General features: G+C 56.1%; 13 protein-coding genes and 1 tRNA gene. 9 read left to right on the top strand and 5 right to left on the bottom strand.

Annotated features, from left to right (window positions below):
• Positions 1-142: 142 nt before the first annotated feature.
• Positions 143-1357 carry a LysR family transcriptional regulator gene (locus BLT77_RS09880; RefSeq protein ID WP_143026606.1) on the top strand — a complete coding sequence of 405 codons (1215 nt, stop codon included), beginning with the start codon at positions 143-145 and terminating at the stop codon, positions 1355-1357.
• 65 nt (positions 1358-1422) lie between these two features.
• On the opposite strand, the gene BLT77_RS09885 is transcribed toward BLT77_RS09880, so the two are convergent.
• The 4 genes from BLT77_RS09885 to BLT77_RS09900 all read right to left on the bottom strand — a co-directional run bounded on the left by BLT77_RS09885 (position 1423) and on the right by BLT77_RS09900 (position 7001).
• A tRNA-Gly gene (locus tag BLT77_RS09885) sits at positions 1423-1496 on the bottom strand.
• A gap of 110 nt (positions 1497-1606) precedes the next feature.
• Complete coding sequence (locus BLT77_RS09890; RefSeq protein WP_090365111.1) at positions 1607-3766, bottom strand: S46 family peptidase; 2160 nt, start codon at positions 3764-3766, stop codon at positions 1607-1609.
• Between the two features lie 222 nt (positions 3767-3988).
• Entirely contained in the window at positions 3989-5167 is a 1179-nt protein-coding gene (locus BLT77_RS09895; RefSeq protein ID WP_090365112.1) for an amino acid permease, read from the bottom strand.
• A gap of 355 nt (positions 5168-5522) precedes the next feature.
• Positions 5523-7001 carry a catalase gene (locus tag BLT77_RS09900; RefSeq protein WP_176819268.1) on the bottom strand — a complete coding sequence of 493 codons (1479 nt, stop codon included), beginning with the start codon at positions 6999-7001 and terminating at the stop codon, positions 5523-5525.
• A gap of 212 nt (positions 7002-7213) precedes the next feature.
• Here BLT77_RS09900 and BLT77_RS09905 point away from each other — a divergent pair, with 212 nt between their 5' ends.
• The 5 genes from BLT77_RS09905 (at position 7214) to BLT77_RS09925 (ending at position 12287) form a co-directional block, all read left to right on the top strand.
• Entirely contained in the window at positions 7214-7501 is a 288-nt protein-coding gene (locus BLT77_RS09905) for a hypothetical protein (RefSeq protein WP_090365114.1), read from the top strand.
• Positions 7502-7541: 40 nt separating this feature from the next.
• Complete coding sequence (locus BLT77_RS09910; protein WP_090365115.1) at positions 7542-8177, top strand: esterase/lipase family protein; 636 nt, start codon at positions 7542-7544, stop codon at positions 8175-8177.
• Between the two features lie 216 nt (positions 8178-8393).
• Positions 8394-9995 carry an Ig-like domain-containing protein gene (locus BLT77_RS09915; RefSeq protein WP_090365116.1) on the top strand — a complete coding sequence of 534 codons (1602 nt, stop codon included), beginning with the start codon at positions 8394-8396 and terminating at the stop codon, positions 9993-9995.
• Positions 9996-10099: 104 nt separating this feature from the next.
• Entirely contained in the window at positions 10100-10981 is an 882-nt protein-coding gene (locus BLT77_RS09920; protein WP_090365117.1) for an AraC family transcriptional regulator, read from the top strand.
• 424 nt (positions 10982-11405) lie between these two features.
• The gene (locus BLT77_RS09925) at positions 11406-12287 is read left to right on the top strand and encodes an AraC family transcriptional regulator (RefSeq protein WP_090365118.1); all 882 of its coding nucleotides are present in this window, start codon (positions 11406-11408) and stop codon (positions 12285-12287) included.
• Between the two features lie 3 nt (positions 12288-12290).
• Here the strand turns inward: BLT77_RS09925 and BLT77_RS09930 are convergent, their stop codons facing one another.
• Positions 12291-12533, bottom strand: a complete 243-nt coding sequence (locus tag BLT77_RS09930; protein ID WP_090365119.1) for a YgjV family protein — start codon at positions 12531-12533, stop codon at positions 12291-12293.
• A gap of 333 nt (positions 12534-12866) precedes the next feature.
• On the opposite strand from BLT77_RS09930, the gene BLT77_RS09935 reads away from it, so the two are divergent.
• The 3 genes from BLT77_RS09935 (at position 12867) to BLT77_RS09945 (ending at position 16541) form a co-directional block, all read left to right on the top strand.
• On the top strand, positions 12867-14450 hold the full coding sequence (locus tag BLT77_RS09935; protein WP_090365120.1) for an Ig-like domain-containing protein: 1584 nt from the start codon (positions 12867-12869) through the stop codon (positions 14448-14450).
• A gap of 113 nt (positions 14451-14563) precedes the next feature.
• A complete protein-coding gene (locus BLT77_RS09940; RefSeq protein ID WP_090365121.1) occupies positions 14564-15445 on the top strand; it encodes an AraC family transcriptional regulator in 882 nt (293 codons plus the stop codon).
• Positions 15446-15797: 352 nt separating this feature from the next.
• Complete coding sequence (locus tag BLT77_RS09945) at positions 15798-16541, top strand: helix-turn-helix transcriptional regulator (RefSeq protein WP_090365122.1); 744 nt, start codon at positions 15798-15800, stop codon at positions 16539-16541.
• Positions 16542-16543: the final 2 nt, after the last annotated feature.

The raw sequence follows: 16543 nt of genomic DNA on the forward strand, positions 1-16543 counted from the left end.
TCGCCTGACGACATCGATACGGGGCGGGGATCACGAAATGGATCACAACCGCTGACAAAGGTTCACTTTTATTCACAGACACATCGCCAACGCCCTCCATTGCAATTAAATTACCCGTAAGTTTTATCAGGACGTCTGGATTGTGAAAAAACTGCGGCACTGTACCCTCTTCCAACTGACTATTTTTATTGAGGTGTATGAGCGTCTCAATGCCAAGGAGGCAGCACACGCTCTGGCAATAACCCCCGCCGCCATCAGTCGGGGGCTCAACACCTTGCGCGACGCCCTTGGTGACCCGCTGTTTATCCGCAGGCAGACCGGGTTTGAACGAAGCCAGGTCGCAGAACGGCTCTACCCCGTTATCAAACGGATGCAGCAGCTGTGCGAAGACACCCCTTACCGTCTCAACCGGTCTGCCGCGATACAGAAACTCAGTTTGTTTACTCTGGAAATCTTTTGCCATCTGTACAATGGCACCGGCATCGCTCAGTTGGCCGAACAGTTGGACATCACCCTCTCCAAGGTCAATCGCAACCTGAAATCCCTGAGGCTGGTGTTTGAAGACCCTTTGTTGATCCGCCAGCCGGGAGGCATGCATCCCACAGAGGTTGCCCACGACTTCTACCCATTACTGCGCCAGCTGATCATGCTGTGTGAAGAAGCCTGTGATACTGGCGACGCGCTTCAGGATGGACACTCGGTGAGCCTCTCCATCACCACGGTACCTCAACTGGCCATGTCACTGCCGCTGACACTGCAAAGAGCCGCCAAGCGGCATCAGACCAGCCTGACCCTAAAGATGGATTACTGGAACAGGGACAGCATCAACCGGCTAAGCGGTAATGAGGTGGATGCGGTCATCGCCTTTGAGCCCGCGAACAGAGAGGGTATCCTGAGTAAAAAAATCATTCAGATTCGATCCGGCTACCTGGTGGCCAGAGAGGATCACCCGGTTTGGGAGGAGCCGAGCCCGGACCAGCTACTGAGGTACCCACTGGTCAAGCTGGCCTCGCTGCCTTTTCCTGACAATCAATCTCCTCTTGCCTGTTACGCCCGCTCCAAAGGAACCTATCTGGAAGAAATGGCGACAGTGCCGGATCTCGGCTGCGCCGCGCAACTGCTGCTCAACAGCCAGGGGTTCATCATCGTCGGCATCCGCTCTGCCGTGGACTACCTCAAGCAGTTTAAGGGGCTCAAGGCTCAGAAGATGGGCTATCAGCAGGACAAGCAGGTACTGGATCATTTCAGCCCCCCAAGCACCTACCTTTGGTTGAAACAGGACGCCCAGGGGAGGCTGGCAACCCCTTCCTGGCTGCAAAGGTGCCTGGAGAACTATGTGCTGGAGTCGCACCAATAATGGGTGAGTGCACTGGCAGCCACAAAACAAAAAACCGACTCCGGAGAGTCGGTTTTTTATGTCTGTGGAGCGGCTAACGGGAATCGAACCCGTCTCACAAGCTTGGGAAGCTTGGGTAATACCACTATACGATAGCCGCATCAGAGGGTTAGCTTATGCAATTCGATGGCCTGAACGCAACAACAACCGTGCCAACAGCCGAAAAAAGCCCCGCTTTGCGGGGCTCGGCTCAAAATTGCACCGCAGTGATTACTTCACCACTTCCATCTCAGCCAGCAGGTTATCGGCACCGTCGAGGTACTTCATCACCCACAGCATGTAACGGCTGTCGACGTGGATGGAACGACTCAGTTCGTTGTTGTAGCTCCAGTCGGCGGTGATGGACTCATACACACCATCAAACAGCAGCCCCACCAGCTCACCACGACCGTTCATGGTCGGCGAGCCGGAGTTGCCACCGGTGGAGTCCAGGTTGGACAGGAAGTTCACCGGAACGCTGCCCAGAGACTCCTGCTTGTAGGGACCGTAGACCTTGTCATTGATCAGCTGCAACTGCTTGGCAGAAGCATCGAAAGGCGCCTCGTCAGAGGCCTTGGCTGCCAGACCTTCCAGGGTGGTGAATGGCACCGCCACCAGGCCATCCTGAGGTGAGTAAGGTACCACGCTACCAAAGGTCAGACGCAGGCTGGAGTTGGCATCGGCGTATACCGGCAGCCCCAGGCTTTCGTTGTAGGCGATGATCGCGCCCATGTAATCGGGACGCACCTGCAGCAGGCGACCGGACAGATCCTTGGCCTGCTTTTCACGCTTCATCTTGGCATCGTAAGTTGCGACCGCATAACGGATGAAGGGGTCGTTGCTGGCCTGGAACTCTTCCGGCGTCTTGTCCAGCCACGCCAGACGGGTGTCCGCCTTACCCAGGTCGGTGGTGGCGTACATGGCGTCCAGCTTGCTGCTGAGTGCCTCGGCGTCAAACTTGCCCGACAGGCCGAACACCCGGTCCAGATCTTCCAGATGCTCGGAAGCTGGCAGCTGGGCGTACTGGCCCAGTTGCAGTGCCAGAATCGCCTTATCGACTTCGACATCGTAGCGACGATCGACACGCTGCATGGCCGCTTTGATGCCATCCCAGTCACGCTCCTGATAGCCAGGCTCACGCTCCAGATCCGGCTTCTGCTTCTCCTGAGACAAGCGGTACAGACGTGCGGCGATGCTGGTCATCTGGTTGTAGCGCAAGTAACCGAGGATAATGTCACGATCCAGATGGGCGTGATCCTCTTCAATCAGCGCATTAAGCTGATTAATCACGTCACCGTATTGCTTGGCCCGCTTGCTGTCGCTGTTGATCCAGTCCAGCAGCGCCTTCTCTTCACCCTGTTTTTTGGCCAGGATGCCGGTCTTGGCGTAGCCTTCGATCATCGACTGGAAGTTCTTGGCGTAGTTGGCCAGGCTGGCCAGGGTGCTCTCATACTTGATGCGCGCTTCACTGCCATCAGCAGAGGTCGACTTGATCAGATCGATGATCGCTTCCCGAGCCACCTTGGACTTGGGATAGATGGCTTCGAAGTAGGTCTGCACCTCTTCGGCGGTGCGGTATCGGTTGGTGCGACCAGGGTAACCGGCCACCATCACAAAGTCCCCGTTCTCTACACCCTTGGCGGAGACCTTCAGGAACCGCTCCGGCTGGAACGGCACGTTGTCTTCGCTGTAGTCCGCCGGACGGCCGTCCTTGCCAACATAGGCGCGGAAGAAGGAGAAGTCACCGGTGTGACGAGGCCACATCCAGTTATCGATGTCACCACCGTACTTGCCCACGGACATGGAGGGGGTGTACACCAGGCGCACATCGCGAATCTCCAGCTCCTTGATCAGGAAGTACTGGGCGCCGCGGTGAAAGTTGTAAACGTCACAGCGGTAGTCTTTGCTCACCTCACACTCGGCAACCAGCGCCTTGGTGTTGGTTTCGATGGTGCTGTAATACGCTTCGCCATTGTCGGCGCCCTGCGTTCCGGCCAGGACCTTATCGGTCACGTCCACCATCGACTCGGTGGCCCAGATCTTGTAGCCAGGAACCGGTTCCTTCTCTTCCGCTTTGGTCTTGGCCAGGAAGCCGTTCTCGAGAATGTTGTCTTCCGGAGTGGAGTGGTACTGAATGGCACCGTAACCACAGTGGTGGTTGGTGACCACCAGGCCATCGGGGGAAACAAAGGAGGCGGTACAACCACCGAAGTTGATGATGGCGTTCATCGGGAAAGCACCCAGATCCGACATGGTCTTGGCGTCAATTTCCAGGCCCATCTCCGTCAGCTTGTCTTCCAGAGCGGGAATTTGATAAGGCTGCCACATCCCTTCATCGGCCATCGCCGTCAGCGGCAATACGACCATGGCCGCAGTTAACCAAGATTTCATCGTTATGATCCTTTTCAGACTCCGTCTCTGGGGAAAGGTGAGCGGAGATTCCTTATGGGGTTTAGAAAAGCCGCCCTGAAAAGGCGGCTGTTCTGTGTTCCAAGTCACTGTATCACAAGCCAGCGAGGGGCATAACCTCACCGTAACATCATGATGCAATTTCACCGCCAGGCCGTTCACCTGGCAACGTTTTTGTGACTAAACCCCTGGCATGCGGCGTCGTCAGGCCAGCTGTGCCGCCACGATCACCGTTCCCAGCACGGTCACCAGCGCCAGAGCCGGCTTACCACCACTCACCTGATAGCCACCTTGTCCAGGCTGGCGCAACTTGATGGCCATGGCTACCGGAAGAAACACGATCAACACCGCCAGCGGAATGGCGGCAAAACCAAGAACCGCAATGAACCCTTCCGGCATCGCCAGGGCCAGAGTCAGCGGCGGCACAAAGGTGATCAGCCAGGTACTGATCTTGCCATTGCGACGGCCACGCAGTTCCGCCAGATACTCAAACAAGCTCAGGGTCACGCCGATGAAGGAGGTGACCAAGGCCAGATCCGCAAACAGGGTCACCAGGGTGCCCACCCGACTTGAGCCGGTGATCTGAGTCATGGCCGTGACCAGGTTGGCCAGGCTGTCGCCCTCGGCCAGGGTTTGCAGCTGAGACACCCCCATCGGGCCGAATACCGACAGCAGCCACAAGCTGTAGCACAGCAGCGGCAAAGCACTGCCCAACAGAAACGCTTTACGCAACTGGCCGACATCGCCGTCGAGGTATTTCACCAGCGGCGGAATGCAGACATGGAAACCAAAGGAGGTGAAGATCAGAGGCAGCGCTGCAATCAGGTAGTGGCTGTTGCCCAGGGTGGTCTCCAGGTTCAGCGCCAGGTTCGCCGGCTCACTCTGCGGCAGCAGCATCGCCACCAGGATCACCAGCGCCACCATCTTCAGGCTGAACAGGCCCCGGGTCAGCAGATCCACATACTTGACTCCAAATGCCGCCACCAGCCCCAGAGTACAGGCAAAGATCAATGTGGCCGGAGTACTGTCCAGGGGCAGTGACAACAAGGATTGCGCCTTGAGCATCACCAATGAGGCACCGCCGGTCAGATAAGCGGCCGTCAAGGCGTACAGCAGAGCCAGAAAGCTGGCAGAACAGATCACCTGCCCCCAGGGCCCCAGCGCTTTTCCGGCCATGCCGTGGAAGTTCAGGCCGCTGCCTACCCTCAGGTTGGCTTCGGTCAACAGCAGTGCGGTGTAGCCTGACAATCCCCAGATCAGAATCATCAGTACCATGGCGGGCCAGAACCCGATGTGGGACACGGCAATGGGCAGGGCCAGCATACCCGCGCCAATACTGGTGCCGGCAACGATCAGTGTTGCGCCTAAAAGCTTGCTTTTCAAAATGGTATTCCCGGTGCAAAAAAGTGGAGTTACAACGGGTCAGGGAGAGAAGAGGAAGGACTGCGTCAGGTTGCACACACCACCTTGCCAATTGAATCCCGACCCGGTTGGTGTCGGTTCAATTAGCCCCAATGGCGTGGTTAGCGATCTATGTTACCGCTCTCCATGCCATTGAGGCTGGCAAAATCGAGCGATAAAAGTGATGGTTAATGACATCATCTCTACCTGAAAACAAAGAGCGGGTCTCCCGCAGCCCAAGAAGACTAACAGCGTCCACCTTGGCGAAACAAGAGACCCGGCTCACATTTTTCCAGCTTCAGGGTGACAGTGATTGCTCGCTGTCACGCCGAAGTTGCTAGCCTCGCACCGCCTCGATGGCCTGTGCAACCCGCTCGGCGTACTCGGCATCGGCACCGGCAAACTGCGCCAGCATCCTCTGCTGTACCGGTGCAGTCACCTGAGACAACGTGGCGGCAATGGTGTCTGCCAGAGCCTGGCGCTGAGTGTCGCTCATCAGCCGGTACAGGTTTCCGGCCTGCTCGACGTTCTCCTCCTCGAAGCGATCAAAACGATCCAGATTGCCCTCCACGGCCAGTGGCGGCTCGGCATACTGTGGCTTCTGCTCCGGCCCCTGCTGGGTATTGGGGCCGTAGTTCACCCCGGACTCCTGCTGGGCACCGTGGTAAGGGCATCCGCCCCCGGCCATCGCTCCGGCGCGCTGATAATGATTGGGCTGAGCCGCATGGGGACAGTTCACCGGCAACTGGTTGTAGTTACCCCCAATGCGATAGCGCTGGGCATCGGCATAGGCGAACAACCGTGCCTGCAACATTTTGTCCGGCGACGCTCCCACACCGGGAACCAGGTTGGAGGGGGCAAAGGCCGCTTGTTCAATCTCGTTGAAGTAGTTTTGTGGATTACGGTTCAGCTCCAGCACCCCGGCTTCAATCAGCGGGTAATCGCTGTGAGGCCAGACCTTGGTCAAATCAAACGGATTGATGCCATAGCTGTCGGCGTCCCTCTCCGGCATGACCTGCAGATACAGGGTCCACTTGGGCGCCTGACCATCCTCAATCGCCCCGTACAGATCCCGCTGGGCATGGTCCGGGTCGATCCCTTTCAGGGTGTCCGCTTCGGCATTGGACAGGTTTCTTACCCCCTGTTGGGTCTTAAAGTGGAACTTAACCCAGAACCGCTCCCCCTGTTTGTTCCACAACGAGAAAGTATGAGAGCCATAGCCATTCATATGGCGATAGTTCAGCGGAATACCACGGTCCGACATCAAAATGGTGACCTGATGCAGTGCCTCCGGATTCAGCGACCAGAAGTCCCACATCGCCTGCGGGTCTTTGAGGTTGGTAATGGGATTGCGCTTCTGAGTATGGATAAAGTCCGGGAACTTGATGCCATCCCGCAGGAAAAATACCGGAGTATTGTTACCAACAATGTCATGGTTACCGTTTTTGGTATAGAAACGCACCGCAAACCCACGAGGATCCCGTTCGGCATCGGCACTGCCAGCCTCGCCACCAACGGTGGAGAAACGCACCACCACCTCGGTCTGTTTGCCCACCTCATTAAAGTGCTCCGCCAGGGTGTACCGAGACAGATCCTGAGTCAGGGTAAAGGTGCCGTAAGCACCACTGCCCTTGGCATGAACCACCCGCTCTGGAATCCGCTCGCGGTTAAAATGTGCGAGCTTTTCAATTAAGTGCCAGTCCTGTAGGCCAACCGGGCCGCGTCGTCCGGCAGTCAGGCTATTTTGATCATCAGCAATGGGTGCGCCATTTTGTGCGGTCAGATGCTGTGTCATGGTGTTGCTCCTTTGCGCCATAGCGCCTTTCAATCCACTCGTAGAGGCCGTGCCACATAACCCCCTCCTTAATCGCTAAAACCAATTATGGATGCCAGCCTTAAAATACAAAAGCAATTACATTGAATGTAGGTATTCGTTTTTATCGATTACAAAAAACCAACTGCCTGTGACAAAAATTCGGTTAACCCGGTCTACTCTGAGTAATGAGTACAAAAAAATGGAGATCCACCATGAAGACGTTACTGTTTACCTTGGTTGCCCTGTTCTTCAGCTCCACCGCTTTGGCCACCGGAGGCGGTGGCGGTGGCAACCCGGGCCCCGCGTCCGGGGTCAATATCTCGGCTACTCACTGCTATGACGCTAACGCAAAGCGCATCAAAGACAGTGCCATCATGAAGAAGGAGCGCCGCTGTCCGGTTACTGGTGTTAACCAGATCGATCTGCTCAACTACAACAACTTCTATGGCAACAAGCCCAAGGGTGAAACCCTGAGCATGATCCAAAAGCGCAAAAACTAGCGTACCCTGATTGCTCGTGATCTAGATTGGGGAGAGACCAATGCAGCTGGTGATGCTTCATGGGCTCTACATGCACCACACCATCATGCGTCCCCTCGCCGCCCTGATGCGCAATCGGGGCTGGCAGGTGGACGGTTTCAGTTACAACAGCCTGGCCATTGATCCGGAAAGGCTGTTTCGGCGCTTGGATCAGCGTTGGCGCCCTGGCCAACCCATCTACCTGCTGGGACACAGCCTGGGGGGCGTGCTGATTCGCCAATACGCCGAACAGCGCTCCCTACCGCCAGGATCCCGGCTGATCACTCTGGGATCGCCTCATCAGGGGGCCAGAGTGACACGGCAGTTGCAGAAGTGGAATCTGCTGAGGCTGCTGGGCAACGCCCATGAACATGGCCTGATGCCCTCAGGGTATCGAGGCTACGAGGCCGACACACCTCTTGGCAGCCTGGCCGGTGATGCCGGCATCGGTATGGGCAATCTCCTGCTCAACCTCAGCGATACCCCCAACGACGGCACCGTTACCGTCGATGAAACCCGCATCGACGGCATGAGCGATCACATCGTGCTTCCGGTTAGCCACACCAGCATGTTGCTGTCATCGGACGTCGCCAGGCAAACGCACCACTTTCTGAGTTACGGACATTTTCACCACCAACCCCTTGATCAGAAACACTAATCAGCTTCACCAGACCAAATCATTCTCATTCCAGCCGTACATCATCGGTCCGGATCACAGTCTGTGAATCAGGTACAAAAATCGCCAGTTTCAGGACTTTTCTTACCTATGTTGAACCGGGGTTCGGCATTACTTTCACAGGTGCACAACTTATTGCGCTTCGGGCTCTCCCATACCCGGGACGCCGACTGTGTCACCTACTAAAGGGAAATGATGATGATGAAACTCTATGGGGCCGGTTTGCCCCTAAAAACCCTCACCGCCGCCATGCTGCTCAGCCTGCTGAGCGCTTGTGGCAGCGATAGCGATAGCGACAGCAGCACCCCTACCGAACCGGGTAACACCGCACCGGTCGCCAACCCGGTGGAAGCCAGTGCCACCATGGGTAGCAAGACCCTTATCGATGCCCTGGCCAACGACAGCGATGCCGATGGCCATAACCTGACCCTGGAGACGGTGATCCTCCTGAAGGGGCTGGGTTCTGCCTCCGTCCACAACAATCAGGTACTGTTTGACCCAGTTGAGGTGGGCACCACCATCCTCAGCTACGCCATCTCCGACGGCAACGGCGGCCAGGCGGAATCCACGGTCACCGTGGTGGTCAGTGCCCAAGAGCTCTCCTATGTGGGATCCCAGGCCTGCCTCTCCTGTCACACCGATAAAAAAACCTATCTGGAAACCGGCCACAACTTCAAGCTAACCAAGGTCGATGGCGATCAGGAGCCCCTCTACCCCTTCACTTCGATTTCAGGGGCGCTGGACTTGCTGGACGTAGACAACACTCTGGGCAACCCCAGCAGTTGGGCAGACATCAGCTACGTCATCGGCGGCTACATGCGCAGTGCCATGTTTATCGATAACAATGGCTATATCCTGTCCGGCGATAAGGCGGGTGTGGGTGTCGCCCCCAAAGGCGGGCAGGTGCCCTATGCGTTTCCTTATAGCGCCAATGATACACCTGACTCCCATGGCTTCGATTATTGCGGTCGCTGCCACACCACCGGCTGGAAGGACTACACCGAAGGCAGTGGTGATCACCGCAACCTGAACCGACAGGACGACATGCCGGGCATGGGTGGCACCTTTGCCCTGACAGGGATCCAGTGCGAAGCCTGTCACGGCGCTGGCAGGGCCCACATCCAGAGCCCGTCCAAGCACAACATCGTCAAGATCGCCGAACCCCGATCCACCGACGACTACCTGGCACAGGACATGGGCTTCGGTAAGCCCATCGCCTGCGCCGAGTGTCATAGCACTGATGATGCCGTGCGACGCTATCCAGACTACGTGTCCCCTCATAACCAGGAGTTTGGCGGCGACAGCCTGGAGGCACGCCTGAAAGTGATGACGGGTTTCGGCCCCGAAGGTCGCCGGGACGGCCGAGGTGGCCGTCAAGCCGCGACAGAACTGCTGGGCACCGATCCTGACACCGGCATCGCCATGGGTAAAAAGGGAGGCTTCACCTGCTCGACCTGTCACAACCCGCATAAATCCAAAGTCAATCAGGATAAACCCGGCCACGAAGGCGCCATGGCGCGCGACTGCAGCGATTGCCATACCAAGGAGTTCGCCAACGCTTCGGGCAGTGACATCGCTTCCGCCGCCCACGAATTCACCGCCAAATGCATCGATTGCCACATGCCCGGGAATTCGCACATGTTCAAGATCGACCTCGAGGGCACCAAGGACGATCCAAGGCACTTCTCGGCGGACGGCGACTACGTGAAACCATGGCTTCGCGCCTACGACAGCTGCTCCGGTTGTCACGAGGATGACTATGATGAACGTGCCACTCGAATAGGCAAGATTCACCTGTAATCCCTGTCAGCCAGCGGCAACTCGTCGCTGGCTAATTTTTGCCCGCTCTGGCACTTCCCCCCGAACCTGTCATCATTACCCAGTACATAGCCTTAGGAGACATCGTGGACAGCGGCGACCATATTCCCGACATCAGCTATCGCCCCCCTTCGATAGAGGAGTCAGGCATTGAAATACTGGACCTTGATCTATTCCGGGCGAGGCTGGAACGCTACCACTTCGACCCTTACCAGCCCCACAGGGTGAACTATTTCTGCTTCCTCTACATTACCGAAGGTAAGGGAGAGCATTTTATTGATTTCCAACGCTACCCTTACCACTCCGGCAGCGTCATCTTCATCAACCCCAATCAGGTGCATGCCTTCGACCCCGATGACCGGCCGCAGGGAAAGATGATCAACATGACCCCATCCTTTTTTGCCTCCAGTGCCGCCAACATCCGCACCTCCTACTTCATTCCCACTCACCTGAACCGAGCATCTTCACCGGTTCTGCAGCTGTCTCCTCAGCTGGATCAGAGCTGCCACACCCTTCTGGAGGAAGTAAGGCTGGCCCAGAAAGAGGGCGCCGATGATGACCTGGTGGTACAGCTACTGTTTATCGCCTTATTGGTTAAGCTGGGGCGTCAACGACAGAGCCACCTGGCCCATCTGAGCGAACAGCAGAAAGAGCGTTTCGGTCAGTTCCTTACCTTGGTGGAGCAGCACTACCTCGAGACCCGGGAAGCCAACCAATACACGCAGTGGATGCACATCAGCTATAAAAGCCTCAACCAGTTGTGCAAGGCCTGTTGTGGCCAGACCGCCAAACAGCTGATCGATTTTCGCACGGTTCTGGAAATAAAGCGTAAGCTGGTTCTGGATGGCCTATCGACTCAGGAAACCGCCTCGGATCTCAGTTTTGAAGACACCACCTATCTGAACAAATACTTCAAACGCTTAACCGGCCAAACGCCTGCGGCCTTTAAGCGAGATAATGAACGTTAACGGACGAGGACCCTCATCCCTCTCTCGGGCACCCTCTGACATTTCCGAAGATTCAAAAACCCCCGTTTTCGACGCTGGCGATCACATTCCCGTCACACGGTACCTTAACGGCAATTTTCGGGCCTTTTTCGACCTGTTTCATCATTAGGTTCACCATTATTTTCCCAAGTGCACAACCTGGCACCCGTTGACCAACCTGGGCAGTGGTGCCGCCGTGTTACCTATTGCAGGGAAATGATGATGAACCCCAATGCGGCCAATGCGCCTATGAAAACGCCGACAACCGCTGGATGAGACGAGTACACCTTTAAGGCACTCTGCTCTAAGAGGTGTCAACTGTTTAAGCTGACACCTCTTTTTTCACAACGAAGCCCTTGACCCCAACGCAGTCATCTTTACCGGATCCTATTGATAAGGCTTACAAATGGATAAAGTCGACGACATCCCCAGCATCACCTATGACAGCCCTCAGCTTCGTGATACAGGCATGGACATACTGGATCTGGAGGCATTTCTTCAGGATCTCTGTAACCATGGGGCCAATCCCTACCAGCCTCATAGGATCAGTCATTTCTGTCTTATTTTTGTGGAGCAGGGGGAGGGGGAGCACTATATCGATTTTCACTCCTACCCCTACAAACCTGGCTGCGTCATATTTCTTAATAAATATCAAATCCATACATTCAACAGAGAGAACAAAATCAAAGGCAAGCTGGTGCTGATGACTCGGGAGTTCTTCGCCGCCGGCGCCGCCAACATTCGCACCTCCTATTTTGTACCAGCACATCAAACCCTGAGCGCCTTCCCAATACTCCACCTCTCCGGCGCTCTGAACGAAAGCACCAGGGCGATGTTGAGCGAGATGACACGAGCCTTGAACGAGGGACCGGACAGCCGCGTCATTGTGCAGCTGCTGCTGTCAGCCATGATGCTCAAGTTGGCCAAACAGAGAGAGGGCCATCTCGCCCACTTGAGTGAACAGCAGAAGGATCGTTACGGAGAGTTCCTGCGCCTGGTGGATGAGCATTTCACCGAGATCAGGGAGGCCAGTCAGTATGCCCAGTTGATGCATATCAGCTACAAATGCCTGAACCAGCTATGTAAAGCCTGCTGCGGTCATACTGCCAAACAGCTGATCGATTTCCGGATCATTCTGGAGATAAAACGCAAACTGGCCATGGATGGGCTGTCGGTACAGGATGCCGCCTTCGAGATGGGCTTTGAAGACATCACCCACTTCATCAAGTACTTTAAGCGCCATACGGGCAAAACCCCGGCGGCCTTCAAACGAGAGCACGAAGGCTGAGGCTCAGCTGGCCTCCTCCGCCTCATGACGATAGAGCTTCAACAGGTAGTAGATGTCAATCACCACAATAAAGGCATTCACCAACATCACCGGATAGGCGCCAATGGCCCAGCCATAAATAACAAACAGTGCCGCCCCCAGCAGATTCCACCAGCGCAACTTCTTTATGTCGGCCATCATCAGGGATACCGCCACCACGATGGAGGCCGCATACCCCACCCACTCCCAGATCCAGTGCAGTTCCATTCCAATCTCTCTGTCGATGCTATTCCTTCATTGTAGTGGTAATTCTGCTTGGAACGGCGAATATTCCCGCCTCAGTTCAGCCCCACTCATCGCGCCGACCAGCCCCCCTTTGCCCAGTGGAAGAAACCACTTCAGGCGAACCGCAAACCCAGAAGAAAGAGAGGGCGTGCTCCGATCACACTCCAAGAACCCGGTGTGCTAAAGGCAATTATCAGAACCTTGCCGACCTGTTTCATGATCGAGTCCATCAGTACTTTTAATAATGCACAACTCAGTTCGTTTCGGCCCTAAGGTCAAACGAAGCGTTGTGTCACCTATTACAAGGAAATGATGATGATGAAACCCCACGCGCCCAACACGCCCATACAGACGCTGACAGCCGCGATACTGATCAGCTTGCTTGCTGGTTGTGGCAGCGATGACAACCGCTCGGGTACTCCTCCGCCGGAGAATGCCGCTCCCATAGCACAACCGAACACCGCCGAGGCCACCGTTGGCACTCAGCTGGCCATCGACGTCCTGGCCAACGACAGCGATCCCGATGGCGATCCACTGACCCTGACCCGCGTCGATCTAGTGATCGGAAGCGGTAGAGTCTCCATCGAAGACAATAAGATCCTCTTTGAGCCCGAAAAAGCCGGTGAAGCCAAGCTGGCCTACGAGATGAGCGATGGTCGGGGTGGTGAAGCGAGATCCACCGTCACCGTCGCAATCGCAGCCGAGCCCGTGGCCCAACTGAGCTATGTGGGCACTCAGGCCTGCCTGGGCTGTCACAGCGACAAGGAGGCCTTCCTTGAGTCCGGCCACCCCTTCAAGCTCAACCAGGTGATCGATGGCGAGATGCCAGAATACCCCTTCACCAACATCATCGGTGCCTTGGATATGCTGGAGGGCGTCGTCAACCCAGGTGGCGCCCCCACCAGTTATGACGATGTTTCCTACGTGATTGGTGGCTACAAGAAACAGGTTATGTGGCTGGATCTCGATGGATACCGTTACTCCGGTGACAAGGTGATCGGCAAACTCGATGACAATGGTTACGTCTATGAGATGTGGTCATGGGGCGATAACCTGGGGCCGGATCGGGCCCCCTTCTACTGCGGCCGTTGCCACACCACCGGCTGGAAGGACTTCACCTCCGAGGAGGGCGATGTTCGCAACCCCAATCATCAGGATGGCCTGGAGGGAATCCTGGGAACTTTCGAACAAACCGGGGTTCAGTGTGAATCCTGCCACGGTGCGGGTAGCGACCACATCAAGGCCCCGTCCAGCGACAACATTACCCGCCTGGCCAAAGCTCGTACCTCAGCGGACATGAAGGCTGACGACCAGGCCTTCGGCAAGCCGGTTGCCTGCGTTGAATGCCATACCCACGCCGGTGATAAGTCCTATCCCGAGTACCTGACCGACTATACCGAAGAGTTTGGCGGTGATGCCATCGGAGGCCTGGTTCTCAAAGGGACTGGGGGCCTGGGCGGCCGAGGTGGCCGTATTGCCGCCGATACCATGATGGGCTATAACCCGGAAACAGGAGTCGCAGAAGGCAAGAAACGGAACATGCACTGCAACACCTGCCACGAGAGCCATATGTCTACCCACTTCAGGGATAAGCCCGGACACGAAGGCGGCCTGAAGAAAGCCTGCACGGACTGTCACCAGATGGAATTTGCCAACGCCGAGAGCGGTAACGGCATGGCTGCCATGGTACACGGCAGCACCGAGTGCACAAACTGTCACATGCCCAGCCAGTCACACCTGTTCAAGGTGGACATCTCTGCCCCCTCTGAGGATGACCACCACTACTCAGAGGATGGCGTGTACAGTCAGCCTTGGCTGAGACCCTCCGATGCCTGTCAGGGGTGTCATACCGAGGACTATGACGCACGAGCGACTAAGATGAAACAAGTGCACCTCTAAGGTACTCTGCTCCGAGAGGTGTCGGCCATTAAGGGCTGATGCCTCTTTTTCCACAAGACGCCTTCAGACTTCTGCGCAGTCACGGGGGCAAACCCTCTTGAGAAGCCCTATAAATGGATAAAATCGACGACATTCCCAATATCACCTACGACAGCCCTAAGCTTCGCGAGACGGGCATGGATATACTGGACCTTGAGGAGTTTCTCCAGAGTATCTGCGATGATGGCGCCAACCCTTACGAGCCACACAGGGTCAGTCACTTCTGTCTGATCTTTGTGGAACAGGGAGAGGGGCAACACTATATCGATTTCCACTCCTACCCCTATGAATCAGACTGCATCATCTTTCTCAACAAATCGCAGATACATGCGTTCGACGTTAAGCAGAAGATCAGGGGGAAGCTGGTTCTGATGACCAGAGAGTTCTTCTCCGCCAGTTCCGCCAACATCCGTACCTCCTATTTTGTCCCTGTGCATCAAAGCCTGAGCGCTTTTCCAGTACTCCATCTCAATTCGGAGTTGAACGAAAGCTGCAAGGCAATGCTGACTGAGATGAAGCGAGCCATGAACGAAGGGCCGGACAGCGGCGTCATTGTGCAACTGCTGCTGTCAGCCATGTTGATCAAGCTGGCCAAGCAGAGGGAGAGCCACCTTATCCACCTGAGTGAACAACAGAAAGAGCGTTTCGGTGAGTTTCTGCGCTTGGTGGATAGGCATTTCACCGAAATCCGGGAGGCGAGCCAGTATGCCCAGCTGATGCACAGCAGTTACAAATGCCTGAATCAGCTATGCAAAACTTGCTGTGGCCACACGGCCAAACAGTTAATCGATTTTCGGATTATCCTGGAGATAAAACGCAAACTGGCCATGGACGGACTCTCGGTTCAGCAGGCGGCCTTTGAGTTGGGATTTGAGGACACCACTCACTTCATCAAGTACTTCAAGCGCCACACCGGAAAAACGCCGGCAGCATTCAAGCGGGCTTACGAGGGTTAACCCCCTGGCCTCCAACACCATCAAAGGGGCACCTTACACACCCATTTTCAAATGGATAATCAAAAAATCCGAGCAACCTTGCCACACCGCCAAGTGATGGATCAGCGCCCCTTTCCGAAGAGGGGGATCATCGACGCCCTGCAGGCGGCACTGGATCGGCAAGCCATCCATAGGCCGCTCCGATTCTAACTCGCGGGACATCAAAATCACGTCAAAATTCCGTTTCCTACATAATGAAATTGCGCTTTTGTTGTGCGCCCTGAAGATCCGCGCCAAAGGCCTTTACCCCCAACGACACTCCTGAGTACAGTCCCGGTATTCCCTCTTCCTGAACAGGCATTCGGACCGGTCGATGAACACCTCTCTCGCGCAGTCACCCTCCCGGATAACCGGGACTCCCCCCCCGTGGCAACAGGTACTGGATACCATCAAGCCGGCCATCTTCCGCCACGGTGTGCTCGGGTTCTGGTTTCAGGGAGTAGCCCACTGCGCCTACGACAACTACCACAGTAACTGCCGCAGCAACCTGTTTACCCCCCACACCCTGAGGCGGGCTCAAGGGGTGCTGTGTTCGTCGCCAACGATTCGACAGTTGCACCAGCACTACGTGAGCCGGGTCGCGACATCGGATTCCAACTTTGCCGCCGCCTTGCAGCTGCATCAACCCTATTGCTATGGTCTGGATCCGGATGCCACCAAGGCCGGGCGCCTGTTTCACAGCCATGGTATCCGCCAGGTATTGAGCTGGCCGCTGATTCAGACCGACTGCCACTCCTGGGCCGGACGCTTTACGCTGCTCAGCGACACCAACATCGATACCGAGCACCTCGGCGGCACTCTGGAGGTGGCCCAGATGAACCTGTTCCGCCTGGGACGGGAGCGGTTTAACCCCTACCGTCAAGGGCGGGTCTTCACCACTACGGCATTAGGGGTCTTGGCACTGACCGCCCGGGGCTTGCACAACCACCAGATTGCCGAACAACTGCACCTGACAGTAAGAGGGGTGGAGTACCACCTCGAAGCGATGAGAAAAAAACTGGCCGCCAGCAATCGCGCCAACCTGATCCACATCGCCCATCAACTGGAGATTATCTGAAT

Source organism: Ferrimonas sediminum (genome assembly GCF_900100175.1).
Taxonomy (GTDB): Bacteria; Pseudomonadota; Gammaproteobacteria; order Enterobacterales; family Shewanellaceae; genus Ferrimonas; species Ferrimonas sediminum.